Annotated in this window: 18 protein-coding genes and 1 pseudogene; 7 read left to right on the top strand and 12 right to left on the bottom strand. The window is 68.6% G+C overall.

All coding sequences use genetic code 11. The features are described 5' to 3' along the window. The first annotated feature begins 63 nt into the window (after positions 1–63). Entirely contained in the window at positions 64–1,002 is a 939-nt protein-coding gene (locus tag HEK131_RS15065; protein ID WP_244335685.1) for an alpha/beta fold hydrolase, read from the top strand. Positions 1,003–1,036: 34 nt separating this feature from the next. Here the strand turns inward: HEK131_RS15065 and HEK131_RS15060 are convergent, their stop codons facing one another. Next, positions 1,037–1,174 carry a hypothetical protein gene (locus tag HEK131_RS15060; protein ID WP_244335684.1) on the bottom strand — a complete coding sequence of 46 codons (138 nt, stop codon included), beginning with the start codon at positions 1,172–1,174 and terminating at the stop codon, positions 1,037–1,039. Between the two features lie 53 nt (positions 1,175–1,227). On the opposite strand from HEK131_RS15060, the gene HEK131_RS15055 reads away from it, so the two are divergent. Next, complete coding sequence (locus HEK131_RS15055) at positions 1,228–1,551, top strand: hypothetical protein (protein ID WP_244335683.1); 324 nt, start codon at positions 1,228–1,230, stop codon at positions 1,549–1,551. Positions 1,552–1,565: 14 nt separating this feature from the next. Here the strand turns inward: HEK131_RS15055 and HEK131_RS15050 are convergent, their stop codons facing one another. Together HEK131_RS15050 and HEK131_RS15045 are read right to left on the bottom strand one after the other, a co-directional pair. After that, on the bottom strand, positions 1,566–1,760 hold the full coding sequence (locus HEK131_RS15050) for a hypothetical protein (RefSeq protein WP_244335682.1): 195 nt from the start codon (positions 1,758–1,760) through the stop codon (positions 1,566–1,568). Between the two features lie 173 nt (positions 1,761–1,933). Then, positions 1,934–2,557, bottom strand: a complete 624-nt coding sequence (locus HEK131_RS15045) for a TetR/AcrR family transcriptional regulator (protein WP_244335681.1) — start codon at positions 2,555–2,557, stop codon at positions 1,934–1,936. Between the two features lie 69 nt (positions 2,558–2,626). Here HEK131_RS15045 and HEK131_RS15040 point away from each other — a divergent pair, with 69 nt between their 5' ends. After that, entirely contained in the window at positions 2,627–3,052 is a 426-nt protein-coding gene (locus HEK131_RS15040) for a hypothetical protein (RefSeq protein ID WP_244335680.1), read from the top strand. A 150-nt stretch (positions 3,053–3,202) separates the two neighbouring features. Continuing rightward, positions 3,203–3,745 (top strand): GNAT family N-acetyltransferase, encoded by a 543-nt coding sequence (locus tag HEK131_RS15035; RefSeq protein WP_279614287.1) that lies wholly within the window; start codon positions 3,203–3,205, stop codon positions 3,743–3,745. A 112-nt stretch (positions 3,746–3,857) separates the two neighbouring features. On the opposite strand, the gene HEK131_RS15030 is transcribed toward HEK131_RS15035, so the two are convergent. Beyond that, the gene (locus HEK131_RS15030) at positions 3,858–4,331 is read right to left on the bottom strand and encodes a GNAT family N-acetyltransferase (protein ID WP_244335679.1); all 474 of its coding nucleotides are present in this window, start codon (positions 4,329–4,331) and stop codon (positions 3,858–3,860) included. Positions 4,332–4,553: 222 nt separating this feature from the next. Between HEK131_RS15030 and HEK131_RS15025 the strand changes: the two genes are divergently transcribed. Then, on the top strand, positions 4,554–5,078 hold the full coding sequence (locus tag HEK131_RS15025; protein WP_244335678.1) for a hypothetical protein: 525 nt from the start codon (positions 4,554–4,556) through the stop codon (positions 5,076–5,078). Between the two features lie 304 nt (positions 5,079–5,382). Continuing rightward, a pseudogene (locus HEK131_RS15020) lies at positions 5,383–6,160 on the top strand (hypothetical protein). A gap of 21 nt (positions 6,161–6,181) precedes the next feature. Here the strand turns inward: HEK131_RS15020 and HEK131_RS15015 are convergent. The 3 genes from HEK131_RS15015 to HEK131_RS15005 are packed head-to-tail and all read right to left on the bottom strand — an operon-like array spanning position 6,182 to position 8,599. Next, the gene (locus tag HEK131_RS15015; RefSeq protein WP_244335677.1) at positions 6,182–7,564 is read right to left on the bottom strand and encodes an NAD(P)/FAD-dependent oxidoreductase; all 1,383 of its coding nucleotides are present in this window, start codon (positions 7,562–7,564) and stop codon (positions 6,182–6,184) included. Next, the gene (locus tag HEK131_RS15010) at positions 7,557–7,991 is read right to left on the bottom strand and encodes a hypothetical protein (protein ID WP_347881857.1); all 435 of its coding nucleotides are present in this window, start codon (positions 7,989–7,991) and stop codon (positions 7,557–7,559) included. Before HEK131_RS15010 ends, HEK131_RS15015 begins: the two co-directional genes overlap by 8 nt. 5 nt (positions 7,992–7,996) lie before the next feature. Then, complete coding sequence (locus tag HEK131_RS15005) at positions 7,997–8,599, bottom strand: hypothetical protein (protein ID WP_244335676.1); 603 nt, start codon at positions 8,597–8,599, stop codon at positions 7,997–7,999. A gap of 185 nt (positions 8,600–8,784) precedes the next feature. On the opposite strand from HEK131_RS15005, the gene HEK131_RS15000 reads away from it, so the two are divergent. Next, positions 8,785–9,750, top strand: coding sequence for a DUF1152 domain-containing protein (locus HEK131_RS15000; RefSeq protein ID WP_244335675.1), 966 nt, complete (start codon positions 8,785–8,787; stop codon positions 9,748–9,750). 116 nt (positions 9,751–9,866) lie between these two features. Here HEK131_RS15000 and HEK131_RS14995 read toward each other — a convergent pair whose 3' ends face one another. The 5 genes from HEK131_RS14995 to HEK131_RS14975 all read right to left on the bottom strand — a co-directional run bounded on the left by HEK131_RS14995 (position 9,867) and on the right by HEK131_RS14975 (position 12,881). Continuing rightward, positions 9,867–10,688, bottom strand: a complete 822-nt coding sequence (locus HEK131_RS14995) for a lipase family protein (RefSeq protein ID WP_244335674.1) — start codon at positions 10,686–10,688, stop codon at positions 9,867–9,869. Between the two features lie 205 nt (positions 10,689–10,893). Next, complete coding sequence (locus HEK131_RS14990; RefSeq protein ID WP_244335673.1) at positions 10,894–11,220, bottom strand: hypothetical protein; 327 nt, start codon at positions 11,218–11,220, stop codon at positions 10,894–10,896. Further along, the gene (locus tag HEK131_RS14985; RefSeq protein WP_244335672.1) at positions 11,217–11,846 is read right to left on the bottom strand and encodes a SigE family RNA polymerase sigma factor; all 630 of its coding nucleotides are present in this window, start codon (positions 11,844–11,846) and stop codon (positions 11,217–11,219) included. Before HEK131_RS14985 ends, HEK131_RS14990 begins: the two co-directional genes overlap by 4 nt. Before the next feature lie 71 nt (positions 11,847–11,917). After that, positions 11,918–12,379 carry a hypothetical protein gene (locus tag HEK131_RS14980; RefSeq protein WP_244335671.1) on the bottom strand — a complete coding sequence of 154 codons (462 nt, stop codon included), beginning with the start codon at positions 12,377–12,379 and terminating at the stop codon, positions 11,918–11,920. 295 nt (positions 12,380–12,674) lie between these two features. Further along, a complete protein-coding gene (locus tag HEK131_RS14975; protein ID WP_244335670.1) occupies positions 12,675–12,881 on the bottom strand; it encodes a hypothetical protein in 207 nt (68 codons plus the stop codon). Between the last annotated feature and the right edge of the window lie 21 nt (positions 12,882–12,902).

Genomic DNA, 12,902 nt, shown 5'->3' with positions numbered 1-12,902 from the left:
CGCTCTCCCTTGCACTGCGTATTATCTCGCTCATCGAGATTATCGCTCATCGAGAGGGATACCGTGTCGCTGTCCGACTTCGACCTTGCCTATGACGAGCTTCGCGGCCGCTGGCCCGAGTCCACCGAGGACCGCGACGTCGCCACGCCGTACGGGCCCACCCGCGTCCATGTGTACGGCCCGGTCGACGGCATCCCGCTGGTGCTGCTGCCCGGCGGCTCCGCCACCGGCTTGGCATGGTTCGCCAACGCCCCAGCTCTCGGTGAGCGATACCGGGTCCACGCGGTCGACCTGCTGGGGGACGCCGGCCGCACCGAACGCCGGGGCACACCACTGCAGAGCGTCGACGACCTCACGGCCTGGCTGGATGCGCTGCTGGACGGGCTCGGGCTGGCCCGCGCGCACCTGTGCGGGCACTCGTACGGCGCCTGGCTGGCCGCCAGGTACGCACTACACGCACCGGAGCGGGTCGACCGCCTCGCCCTTGTCGAGCCCACCCAGGTCTTCGCGGGGTTCCGCCTCGGCTATCTACTGCACGCGCTGCCCCACTTGATCCGCCCGAGCGAGGCCCGGGCCCGTGCCTTCCTGGCCTGGGAGACGGCTGATATCGACCTGGACGAGACCTGGCAGCGCCTCTATGCGCTGGCCAGCACCGTTCCCTGCCGCAAGCTCATCGCCGGTGGCCGTCCCCGGATCGCCGACCTCCGCATGCCGGTGCTGGTCCTGCTCGCGGAGCACAGCCGCGCCCACCGTGTCGACAAGGTCGCCGAGAGGGCCCGCAGGACGCTTGCGCAGGGCGAGGTGGCACTGCTCCCCGGAGCCACCCACCACTCCCTGCCACTCGCCGCGCCGAAGCCGCTGAACGACCGGTTGATGGATTTCCTGACCGTCACCGCCAGCGCAGGGGCGCCGCAGCCTGCTGACCGGGTAGCGGACCGTTCGTGCTGGACCGGTCCTCAACCGGAGACCGACACGGACATGACGACCTCACACCAGACCTAGTGCTCCTGGTCGGAGACGACAAGCACTTGAAGGCTCAGGCGGCCATGCGGCCCAGGGAGCCCAGGGAGCCCAGGGAGCCCAGGGAGCCCAGGGAGCCCAACTGCACGATCGCTCTCAGCTCGCGCGGCACAGGCGGTGCCGGCGACACCGAGTAGCTGACTGGAGGGGGCATGTGGTGCTGATCCTGATGGACGTGACTTTCGACGCGCAACCGAGGGAGCTACCGTGAATGCAGGAGCAGTCATCACTCTGGCCGCCTTCTCGCCGATCATCGTGCCGCTGTGGGCCATCGCTGCTGGTCTGTTCAGCATCCGCATCGGTAGCAAAGCAAAGTCGTTACGCCTGGGGTGGCTCTTCTTCCTCACCCTGGGACTGCTCCCCGTCGCAGCGACCTTCGCTCTCCTCGGCGCAATCGCTCCCCTTGTCGTCGTGGGAATCATCGCTTGCATGATCATCGCTCTGATGATCCTCGACTGGTACGGCGACCGGACCTCTGAACCGGACTCGGTGCACGACCGGACCCCAGGCGGCAACAGAAACCAGCCCTGATCCGAAGGTGGCCGTCAACAGGTGCAGGCGTTTCTGACGGTTCTTACATGCGGGCCGTCCGGCTCCGGCCCCCCGCCCACCACCAGCACGGCCGGCCCAATCCGGCCCCAGCGCCCGAGCTTCCAGGCCAGCGCGGCCAGCACCATGGCGAACAGGGCCGCGCTCCACCAGATGTACCCAGTGGTGACGGCGTCCGAACCAGCCCTCACGCCAGCCGAACGGAAGCTGCTCTCGGGCCTCCGCACGAACGGCATCGATACGGTGGCCGGCCCGCTGGCTGCCGGGCAATCCCCAACTTGACCGCAGAGCAGAGAACTTCACGAGTAGCACCTACGCCGGGGTCCAACGTTCCTTTCCGAGTGGAGGTTCTTCCGCGGTGCCGTCACGAAGGGTCCGAGTCGTGGTCGACGAGGGATACGTCGGACACGAGAGCGCGGGCAGTGTCGGCGAAGTACTCCTCGTCGGCACCGGGAGCCAGGCCGAGGGGGACGGCCTGACTGAGGCCGACGAACAGCGCCCTGAGCGCGGTGGTCAGACGCTCTGCCTGACCCGGCGTCACCAGATTTCCCTTGTGCGATCTTCCGGTGAACAGCGCGATCAGGTGGTTCTCCTGCGATCGGATGGATGTGGCGAGCTGGGACCCCAGCTCCGGGTCGTGCAGGGCCATGTCCAGCAGGGTGATCTGGAGCGACAGGCGAGACAGCGCGTCGGGACCGTCGCAACTACGCCGGTAGTACCGGGCGAACGCGTCGACCGCTTCCAGCAGATCCAGCCCAGTTGGGACCGCCCGCTCGACCTCCTCGTAGTACGGCCGCAGGTAGTCGGCCACCAAGGCGACCACCAGGCCGTTCTTGCTCCCGAACAGTGAGTAGATGGCGCCCGTGGTCAGGCCGGCGCGGTCGGCGATCTCGTCGAGCTTGGCCCGGTATCCGTCCCGGGAAACGACCTGGAACGCGGCGTCCAGCAGGGCCCGACGGTTGCGCTCCTTGGCCTCCGCTCTAGTCATTCTCATAGGTTGATTATTACCGTAATCTCGTTACGAGATTCGTCGGGACGAGCTTCAAGGAGGATGCTCATGGCCCAGGTTGGGGCGTTGCGGGTGACTCGCCAGACGATGGGCGCCATCGCCGATGGTGCCTTCAAGGTGTTGCTCGGTGTCGCCTTCGTGGCCGGCGCCGCTCCGCTCGGCCGGTTGCTCGGCACGGCCGCCTGGCTGATGGTCGCCTCAGGGATGGCCCTGCTGATCGGCGGCGGGATCGAGATCGGATACACGCACAGCCGGTCGATGCGCACCTGCACTCAGCTCATGATCGCCTACGACAGCGGCTGGGTGCTGGCAGCCCTGGCCGGCCTCCTGATGGCACGGGAGGGCAGCAGCGTCGGAGGTGAGGTCTGGATGGCGTACCAGACAGCCGCCCCCCTCGCGTTCGCCGTACTGCTTGTCGCCGCAGCCCCTGCGCCGATGACCTCGGACGCTCGCGCAGAGGACACCGCCCGCTGACAGCGGCAGCGCGGACTTGGGCGGCGGCGTCCGGCTGGAGTGGCGAGCAGGCGTAGGGCGTGAAGGAGTCGAACTCCCCTGAATGCCGCTCGTTTTGAGAGTCACCTGATGAGGATGGTGGCGAACCCATTCGTGATCCAGAATGATCGGATGGTCACCCTTGAGACCCCCCGTTTGATCCTGCGTCGCTGGCGTGAGGAAGACGTGACGCCCATGGCTGCCGTCAATGCCGACCCCGAGGTCATGCGGTGGATCCGTGACGGCAGCGTCCGTGACGAACAGCAGACTCGCCGCGGGATCCAGGCATGGGAGAGCGAGTGGGAGTCAGAGGGCTTCGGCCTGTTCGCCGTGGAGATCCGGTCCACTGGTGAGCTGGCCGGGTTCACCGGCCTTTCGGTGCCCGGCTTCTTGCCGGAGGTACTTCCGGCGGTTGAGGTCGGCTGGCGGCTGGGACGTTCCCACTGGGGGCAGGGCTTGGCCACCGAGGCGGCTACGGCCGCTGTACGGTTCGGGTTCGACGAGCGAGGGCTGGAGCGGATCGTCAGCATCGCTCAAGTGGGCAATAGCGCCTCCGAACGGATCATGACCAAGCTGGGGATGCATCCGGTCCGTGAGACCGTCAATCCCGCCTGCGGTCGGCGAGTACGGGTGTTCGAGTTGACGTCGGACCAGTACGTCGCAGCCACTCCGTGATGGCGGCAACGAGGACGGTGGCGCCGTAGCGACCCTTGAGTTCGTCGTATCTGGTGGCCACGGCTCGGCCCTCGGCCTTACTGGGGAGCGATGACCAGCAGCGGAAGGTCGGTCAGGACCTAGAAGTGTCGAGCGGCAGATCTCGGTGGAAGACCGCCATGGCCAGACCGGGGCCGTTGTAATCGTCCACGATTTTCGCATCGAAGCCGAGGCTGCGATGGAAGGCGATTGAGCCGGTGTTCTCGATCGATGTGATCGCCTTCAACCGCTGTGCACCGTGACGTTCCGCTGCTTCGGCGAACGTCGCATACAGACGACGCCCGAGACCGGTGCCACGGGCGTCGTCCCGTGTGGCGATCAGATGGACGTAGCCGGTGCGGTCCGGGGTGACGAAACCGAAGATGTACCCACGGATCCCGTCCTCGGCACGGGCGATCAAGCAGGTGGAACCGAATTCCTGCACCAGCGCCAGAAGGTGCAGCGACCGGAGATCGCGTTCACCCCAGTAGCGGGGGTGATCAGTCAGGACTTGATGGAAGTCGGCCACCCCGGCTGGTGCGATGTGTATGTCCATGGGGGCGATCATGACAGGCGCCGTAGCCGGTACAGGCCAAGGTCCCCAGGGACGGTGTCTGTCACCTCGACTCGTTGATGGCGGCGATGAGGGCGGCTGCCCCGCAGCGGGGTTGAGTGGCTGAGGACGTCCGGAGGCACTTGCGTACGGATTTCCCGTCGCGCGAGAGTGCGATTGACGCGGAACCTGGGGCTCTCGACGCAGGACGGGGACAGCCTGGTGTGCAGGATGGATGTGGCTGCCAAGGAGGCGGCGATCGATCGGTTCCTCGACGAGTACCCGCGGGCGATTGATGCCGGCCGTGGCCATCCTGCTCTCCAGGGGTGTGAGGATGTCCGCTGGTCCGAGTTCCCGGAGTGCCCCGCCGGGATACCGGTGCTGCTGCGCGCCCTTCTCGACCGGGAAGCAGCATCCGAAGCCGAACGGGTGCTCACCAACTCCCTTCACAACGGCATCACGGCGATCAACGCGGCCGTGCCGACGGCGCTGCCGTTCCTGTTGCGCCTGGCCAGTGACCCTCAAGTCCCGGCGCGGTCCGGACTACGGGACCTTCTGGTCACGATTGCAGGGTTCTCCGAGTCGATCGATGCCGACGACGAGGTGTCGGTGTTCTGGTTCGGCGGTGACAGCGAACATCCCGAGCGTGAGCAGTGCCGGGCGGTGTTCGCCGGGCACGCGGGTGTCGTGGCGATGCTGGCGGAGGAACTGGCAAGTCCTGCTCAGCAAGCCGTACTTAGAAAGGCCGCAGGGCTCTTGTGAGGTTTCCGTGTTCAGGCCCCTCGTGCGACGGAAGGGGCCTCCGACGGGCGCCATCAGCCGTTCCCCGCGGACCACATCCGACCGTCCGAACGACGGGCCGCAGGGAGAATCAGGGTGCGGTCGGACGGGAGACGCAGGCGGCACGGTACGGGCGTGCGGGAGGTGGCTATGATCGGCTCGGCCGTCGGGATGTGCCTGTCAGGCCCTTGGCCGGGTGCCGCCTCGGGGGCGGATGGGCGAAGAGACCGGGCCCGCATCGTGATGTGTGGGTCTCTGATAACTCCGGCAAGGAGCGATTCTTCTGATGACCGCACATTCCGCGCGCCCTCAGCGCAGCGGTCCTGAATCCGCCTCGGTCATGGATGGCTCGCCGTTCAACCCCTCTCTTGTCAAAGCAGTGTTCAGGGACGTGACTCGGATGCACGTCTCTCGGTCGGCGGCGTGGACCGCAGCGTCGGTGACGCGGACAGTGTTGACGGAGATCATCGACGGCGCGAGGAGCGCGGCGGCAGAGGAGGCCCGGAAGAAGCTGATTCCCAGGGATCTTCTCGGCGATCGAGCGGAACGTCGAAGTCGAGGTGGGGGTCAAGTGGTACGAGCACAGCCCGACTTTTCATGGCCTCACCGGTGTCCTGTACGACGCGGAAGGTGTCGTCGTGCCTTCTCCCAAGCGCCGCGGGTCACGCAGACCGAGTGCTGTGGTCGGCGCCCACAGGTTCGAGGCCGGGGTCAAGGCGCTGCTGCGTAGCCGGGGGGCGACGGCCGTCCCGGCGATGGTGCGCGACCTGGACGGAATCGCGAGCGTGTTCCTGACGGATCTCGCCCGGGACGCGGCCATGGTCGTCCGCGAAGGCGGGGTCAGACGTTTCGGTGCGGTCACCCCAGTGGTGTCGGGCGAATCGACCCCTCCCCCGTTCTTCAAGGATTCCCTCAAGGCTCTGTCCGCCCGTAGAGGGGACAGGCGGACCATCCGCAGGGATGACATCCTGGCCGCCGCCACGATCCAGTTGTTCGGCGGTGACCTCAGGCAGCGGGCCCTCGCCGAGGCACGCGAGGCGACACAGAACACTTCGGCCGACTGAGCGGCTGCAACTCGCGAAGGCTCAGACTGCGGACTGGCGTTCCTCCTTACTCAGCGGAGCGCTGTCCAGGAGCGCCCGCTTGGGGCCGAAGAGCATCGGCAGGAGCATGTCGGAGGAGAAGAGACGGGTCGCCGGCCGGGACAGGCTCATCACGTCCAGGAGGGCGGTCAGGGCGCGAGGGTTGCGGGCGCCGGTGGCGACGGCACGGTCGACGAACGCGGCCAGGGCGCGCTCGACCCAGGTGGGGGGCTGGTCGCTCGCGCCGGGGTAGAAGATGTCCTGGCCTATGGCCAGGTCCCATGCGGCGGCGACCGGGCGGGTCACCGATTTCTGCAGGCGGCGTGCGCTGCCCGGCCGGGTGAGGCCCGTGGTGGCCGCGTGTTCGCGAAGAGCGACGGCGCTCTGGGCGGCGACGGTGATGCCGTGGCCGTAGACGGGGTTGTAGCCGGCGATGGCGTCACCGATGACGTTGAAGCCGTCCGGCCAGTGGCGCAGTTTCTCGAAGTAGCGGCGGCGGTTGGCGGTGCTACGGGTGGTGACGACCTCGGTGAGGGGTTCGGCGTCGCGTATCAGCTCACCGATGACCGGATCGCCCAGGCCGAGCGCGAAGTCCGTGAACGCGTCGGGATCGTCGGTGGGTTCGCCGCCGCGAGTGCCGGAGAGGGTGACGATCCAGCGGCGGTCCTCGACGGGCAGGATGATGCCTCCCTGGCCCGGCGGCACGGCGGGGTTGGCCTGCACGTTGACCAGGGGGAAATCGTCGGCCGATGCCCGGTAGACCCGGGTGGCGTAGGCGACCCCGGCGTCCACTCGGCGCTCGGGCACGTCTGGAAGGCCGAGCCCCTGGAGCCAGGTCGGTGCGCGGGAGCCCCGGCCCGTCGCGTCGATGACGAGGTCGGCCGGAAGGTGCTCCACCTCTGCGTCCAGGGCGCGGACGTGGAGGCCGGTGACGCGGGCGGCGCCTCCGTCGATGCCGACGGCGGTCGTGTTCTGGCGGAGGGTGATGCGGGGGTCGGCGAGGACACGTTCGCGGGTCACCGCGTCCAGCAGATCGCGGGAGCAGACCAGATTGCGGTGCGGGGTGGAGGTGAAGCGGCGGAACCAGATCTCGTTGGGGGCGCGGGAGGCCATGTCGCCCATGATGTGGGCGAGGCGGGCGCCGCGGGCGACCAGTTCCTCGATCAGCCCGGGCAGCAGCGTGTCGAGCGCGGTGACACCTCCGGTCCACACCAGGTGGGCGTGGCGGGCTTGGGGGACGCCCCGGCGGGGTTCCGGGCCTGCGGGGAGGGTGTCGCGTTCGATCAGGGTGACGTCGGCGTGGTCGGCGAGGGCTGCTGCGGCCAGCAGACCGCTCATGCCGGCGCCGAGCACGATGACGGTGGGACGGGTGACGTCGTCAGGCATGGGTTCGCGTTTCTTGTGGGGCCATCCGCTCGCGGATGGGGGCAAGAGTGCGCGGCCGGTGCAGCGCGTGGGAGATGGCGTCGGTGGGGTCCGTCGAGCCGAGCGTGCGGGCGGCGGCCGCGGGCAGACCAGGAACGTGGTGCGCGCAATCCTCCTGCTCTTCGTGCCAGAGCTCGTGGCCCGGAATGACCAACTGCGACTCGGGCGGCGTGCGCTCCTCGACCACGATGATCGAGCGGTCCCCGCAGTCCAGCCGCATCCTGGAAACCGGGATCTCCTCGGGGAAGGCCCTGAAGACCAGATCGATCGGCCGACCGCGGTGCTCGCTCATCGCTCGGCAGAACGCGTCCATCACCACGCGCGGTTCAGCCGGAGGCTCCAGGTTCCGCGCCACCGCCGCCCCTAACGCACCAAGCAGCGGTTTCATGGCCCTCACCGAGCCCCGCTCCCGTCATCGAGCTCGGGCACGACCGGCCGGAAGACACCTTCGAGCAGGCGCTCAAGCTGACGGCGAGGCAATGAGCCGTGCATCCGCAGGTCCGTGGATCGGACGCCGTACTGGTCCATCAGCGCGACCACGGGATCGTTCTCGATCTCACCCAGGACCTTCTGCAGTTCCCGGCTGAGCGCGTCGTCGGCCGGCAAGGTGAAGAACGCCTCCCCTTCGACGCCGAAGAACCGCACCAGCGCGTGGAGCAGCTCGACGTCCGGCACCTTCTTGCCGTCACACACGGAGCGCGCCCACACCTCTGAAACGCCGAGCTCGTCGTGCAGTTCCGCGGCGAGGTCCGCCATGCGCCGCTTCGTGGATGCCAGGCGCGCTGCGGCGAGGGTCCTGACACGGGACCGTACTCGGTCGTTGACCGTCTCGTCCGGGGGTCTTCCTCCGCCGAGGAGAGACCGGACCGTCTCGGCGGGGAGAGCCGTTCTCCGTGCGAGATCGTCGGGGTCGAGGAGTTCCTCCCGGTCGAGCCCGTGCTTGCTGATCAGCGCATCGAGTCGGGCGAGCGACTCAGTCAGTGGGGTTCGTTCCACCTATGCGCTCCAGGGGTGTGTGATCCACATGCCTGTGGTGTACATGGCGCTCTACTCGGCGCCTACCCGCCACTCAACGATTGTTTACAGATCTCAACTCTCCATAAACACAGAGTGGTTGCCGATCGCGTCCAGCCCTGTTCCTGCGTCGGGCAGCGGTCTCGCCCTCCTGTTAACGTCCTGCGGTGATCTCTCTGGGGGAACCCGCGTTCTTCACCCGCCTGCGCGATGCGCGGCGGGTTCTCATAGCGGGTGCGGGCGGCGGCTTCGACGTGTACGCCGGGCTGCCGCTCGCTCTGGCGCTGCGGTCGGCGGGCAAGGAGGTGCACCTCGCCAACCTGTCTTTCGCCGACCTGTACGGCCTGAGCCCCGATGTGTGGGTGGATGAGGATGTCGCGGCCATCGGGCCCGACATCCCCGTGCGTGGCGACTATTTCCCCGAACGGACTCTCGCCCAGTGGCTCGTGACGCAGGATCTGCCGTCGACCGTGTACGCGTTCCCGAGCATCGGGGTCGGTCCGCTGCGGGCGGCATACCGGGCGCTGATCAAGCATCTCGGCGGTATCGACGCGGTCGTGCTGGTGGACGGCGGGACCGACATCCTGATGCGCGGTGACGAGCACGGTCTGGGCACCCCGGAGGAGGACATGGCGAGCCTGGCTGCCGTGAGCAAGCTCGACGAGGTCCCCCACCGGCTGGTTGCCTGCCTCGGCTTCGGGGTGGACGCCTTCCACGGCGTGAACCACTCACACGTGCTGGAGAACCTGGCCGCCCTGGACCGGGACGGCTCCTATCTGGGCGTGTTCTCGCTGCTCGGGGCAGGGCGGGAAGGCGCGCTGTACCTCGACGCGGTGGAGCATGCCCAGCGCCACACCCCGACCCACCCGAGCATCGTGAACGGATCGGTGGCCGCCGCAGTGCGCGGTGACTTCGGCGACGTCCGGTTCACGGAGAGGACCAAGGGCAGCGAGTTGTTCGTCAACCCGCTGATGGCCATGTATTTCTGCGTGGACCTGCCCGGACTGGCCCGCCGCAACCTGTACCTGCACCTGCTGGAACAGACATCACTGATGCGGCAGGTGAGTTCCGTGATCGAGGAGTTCCGCACGACGCTGCCCCGTCAGCGCCCGCCACGGGTATTCCCGCACTAGGCCTTACCCCGCGCGTACCGTTCTGGTGCCGTGCCTGCCGTCTTCCCGGCGCCGTACCACCGGCACCCCCGCATCACTGAACGGCCGTCAGGCAGGGATACGGGCGTTCCGACCGGTCATGCGAGGTTCTTCTCCAGAGCCGTGAGGTAGGCGTCCATCAAGTGGTCGCGTACTCCGTCGCCGGCCGGGGCGAGGACGTCGGCCGTCAGTCCCCTGGCGCGGTCGGCGAGTGAGCTGAGCACGGGCATGCTCTCGTGCAGCTTTCCGTGTGAGTCGATGTAGCGCAGCGCGTCGACGTGGGTGAAGGCGGGCTCCGGCGGCATCTGGGGCACGATGTCGTTGTTGTTGACGAAGCGGTACATGCGGTTACGGAAGCCCTTGTTGTAGGCGGTGGCCAGGAGCCGGTCGCAGGTGCGGGGCTGGCCGTAGGTGTACACGCCGTCCGCGGCCAGGCGCGGCTCTTCGAGGTACATGCGGGCTCCGGCGAGCATGGCCAGGGCTCCGCCGAGGCTGTGGCCGGTGAACCAGACGCTCTGACCGTTGGTGCGGTATCCGGCGAGGGTGTCCTTGACCGCGGGGTAGACCGACTCGAGGGCCTCGGCGAAGCCGTGGTGGACGTACCCGGTGCCGCCGGGGCCAGGGCGGGGCGGCGTGGTGGCGTCCGAGAGCCAGTCCTTGATCTGGACCGGCTCCGTGCCACGGAACGCGGTGATGATCATGCTGTCGCTCACCGCGGTGTACGCCTGTGTGTCCTGCAGGGGGAAGGGCGGGCTGAACCGGCTCTGGTGATGCCGCACCTGGTCGAATCCCCAGGCTCGTGCCTGCTTCTCGATCGTGGCTTCGTCCTTGTAGGCGAGGTCGGAAGCCTTGGCCAGCCAGTACGCATGGGCCACGCTGTAGCTCGTCGCCCGGTGGTCGATGGTGGACGGCACGCTCATGCGCCGGTCTCCTCTCAACGTTCACGCCTGTGCGCCCGCACGCCCTGCCCCCCGGACGCCTTCACCGCCTTGGTACAGGCACATCCCCGTGCGGTCGGCGACCCGCGCCCGAGCCCTCACCCGAACGCCGGGTCCGTCCTCGCGCCCAGGGCGGGAGCGCTGCGCAGGCGTCACGGCGCGGCGGTGGTCACTGTCTGCTTCGCCCCTAGGGCCCGGACGCGACGGCGGAGGGCACCGGGTGCGGGATGTTGGAGGGCAGGGGTTGCTGCGGGACGGTGGGCGTGGGGCTGGAATGGCGCGCGGGCGGTACCGGGCGGGAGCGGTCCGGGGTGTTGGAGGTCAGCAGGAGGACGACGGCGGCCGCAGCCGCCGCGGCGGCGACGGCGACGGACAGCACCCGCCGGATCCGGCGTGTGCCCCAGGTCCTTCCGGCAGGCGGGCGGGCCGGTGACAGGTCGTGGGCGCTGATGAGCCGCCCGCGTGCTTCGAGCGCGGCACGCAGCCGTTCCTCGATCGGTGCCTGATCACTCATCGGTCCACCTCCAACAGCCTTTCCAGAGTGGCGAGCGCACGGCTCGCGGTCGACTTGACGGTCCCACGGGAGACGCCGAGGGTCTCGGCGATCTGCGCCTCGCTCAGGTCGGACCAGTAACGCAGGACCAGTACCTCGCGCTGGCGCATGGTGAGCCGCGCGAGCGCGTCGAAGACCTGCCGGTGCTCCTCGGCGAGCAGCAGCAGTTCGTCCACGGGCGCCCCCGGGCCCTGGTACGGCGGGGTGTACGCGCGCGCGGTGCGCCGCCGACGCAGCACCGAGCGGGCGGCGTTGACCACCGCGGTGTGGAGGTAGGCGTGCGCGTCCTGGAGGTCGTCGAGCCGTTCGCCGTGCCGACGGCAGACGGCGGCGAAGGCGTCCTGGACGACGTCCTCGGCGGTGTGCAGGTCGTCCACCAGGAAGGCTGCCAGCCGGACCATGTCGAGCCGCCGGGTCTGGTACAGATCGGCGAGTGTGGGGGATTCCTCCTCGCCGTCCCGGTCGGCCACCGAGCGCAGGTGCCGGAATCTTCGGCCGGGGTGCTGCGCGCCCGACGCCGGGGAAGGGGTGGTCCGGGCGCGGCGCAGTAGCCGGGCCCACCAGGGCAGGGCAAGAGTGAGCTGCATCGTCCTCGTTCACATCAGGAGTACGGCGGGGCCGGTTCCGGTCCGGCCCCGCCACGCCTATGGTCGGCGGCTCAGCGGCCGGTGTTGCCCGGGTAGGGCTTGCCGTTCGCGTCACCGGGGACCGGGACCGCGCTCGGGGCGGTGCGGGGGGAGGTCTGCTTCCCCGGAGTGGAAGGCACGGGCTTCGGGTACGGCTTGCCGTTCGCGTCTCCCGGGACCGCGCTCGGGGCGGTGCGGGGGGAGGTCTGCTTCCCCGGAGTGGAGGGCACGGGCTTCGGGTACGGCTTGCCGTTCGCGTCGCCGGGGACCGGGACCGCGCTCGGGGCTTCGGAAGATGCCTGCTCCCCCGCGGTGGAAGGCACGGGCTTCGGGGCGGCCGGTGCCGACGTACCCGGCTTGGCCGGGTGCGCGTGGCCGGCGGTGGCAGCCTGAGCGACGATGCCGCCGCCCGCCACCAGGGCGAGACCGGCGGTCGACCCCAGCACCCAGGTGCGCAGGGAACGGTTCGACTTCTTGGCGCGGATGTGCCGCATAGGAAACGACTCCAAAGAGTTCAAGGACAACGCTGAAGGTCGGGCAGCGCCGGGGCTCGAAATCCCGTCCCGGAAACCGCCTTTCACCCCACCAGACGTGCGGCCCCACCCGAGGTTGTCGCTGTCCGTGAAAAATTCTGCGGCCTTCGCGGGTCCAGCCGGTGAACGCCCACACGCGGTCGGCGGTGATGCTCTGGGCAGGGCCACCCGCACTCTGCGCAACTGCGTTACCAGCGCTGGTCGTACGACTCCTTCGGCACCCGCGTCGTGTCAACGCGAGCCATCTGAGCGGCTCTTACTCCTTCGGGGCCGCCCGCGCGGCGGCGCCCACCGCGATGCCCAGGACGATGAGCGCGATGCTGATGTAGATCTCGTAGCCGTCGATGTACAGGTGCTTCATGAAGCCCATGAGCGGGATCCACTTGCCGAAGGCCTCGTGGACGAGGCCCTGCAGGCCGCCGACGATGAGCGTGAAGCTGATGAAACCGAGAGTGCCCTTCATGACATGAACAGTAGAAACCCC

It is taken from the genome of Streptomyces seoulensis (genome assembly GCF_022846655.1).
Taxonomy (GTDB): Bacteria; Actinomycetota; Actinomycetes; order Streptomycetales; family Streptomycetaceae; genus Streptomyces.
The sequence above is the reverse complement of the archived record's forward strand: the minus strand, read 5'-3'. Positions and strand labels throughout refer to the sequence as shown.

Bases quoted from the DNA above. Each gene is read 5' to 3' on its own strand.
- HEK131_RS15060 (WP_244335684.1), bottom strand. From the start codon at position 1,174: ATGCCCCCTCCAGTCAGCTACTCGGTGTCGCCGGCACCGCCTGTGCCG.
- HEK131_RS15045 (WP_244335681.1), bottom strand. From the start codon at position 2,557: ATGACTAGAGCGGAGGCCAAGGAGCGCAACCGTCGGGCCCTGCTGGAC.
- HEK131_RS15040 (WP_244335680.1), top strand. From the start codon at position 2,627: ATGGCCCAGGTTGGGGCGTTGCGGGTGACTCGCCAGACGATGGGCGCC.
- HEK131_RS15035 (WP_279614287.1), top strand. From the start codon at position 3,203: ATGGTCACCCTTGAGACCCCCCGTTTGATCCTGCGTCGCTGGCGTGAG.
- HEK131_RS15030 (WP_244335679.1), bottom strand. From the start codon at position 4,331: ATGATCGCCCCCATGGACATACACATCGCACCAGCCGGGGTGGCCGAC.
- HEK131_RS15015 (WP_244335677.1), bottom strand. From the start codon at position 7,564: ATGCCTGACGACGTCACCCGTCCCACCGTCATCGTGCTCGGCGCCGGC.
- HEK131_RS15010 (WP_347881857.1), bottom strand. From the start codon at position 7,991: ATGAAACCGCTGCTTGGTGCGTTAGGGGCGGCGGTGGCGCGGAACCTG.
- HEK131_RS14995 (WP_244335674.1), bottom strand. From the start codon at position 10,688: ATGAGCGTGCCGTCCACCATCGACCACCGGGCGACGAGCTACAGCGTG.
- HEK131_RS14990 (WP_244335673.1), bottom strand. From the start codon at position 11,220: ATGAGTGATCAGGCACCGATCGAGGAACGGCTGCGTGCCGCGCTCGAA.
- HEK131_RS14985 (WP_244335672.1), bottom strand. From the start codon at position 11,846: ATGCAGCTCACTCTTGCCCTGCCCTGGTGGGCCCGGCTACTGCGCCGC.
- HEK131_RS14980 (WP_244335671.1), bottom strand. From the start codon at position 12,379: ATGCGGCACATCCGCGCCAAGAAGTCGAACCGTTCCCTGCGCACCTGG.
- HEK131_RS14975 (WP_244335670.1), bottom strand. From the start codon at position 12,881: ATGAAGGGCACTCTCGGTTTCATCAGCTTCACGCTCATCGTCGGCGGC.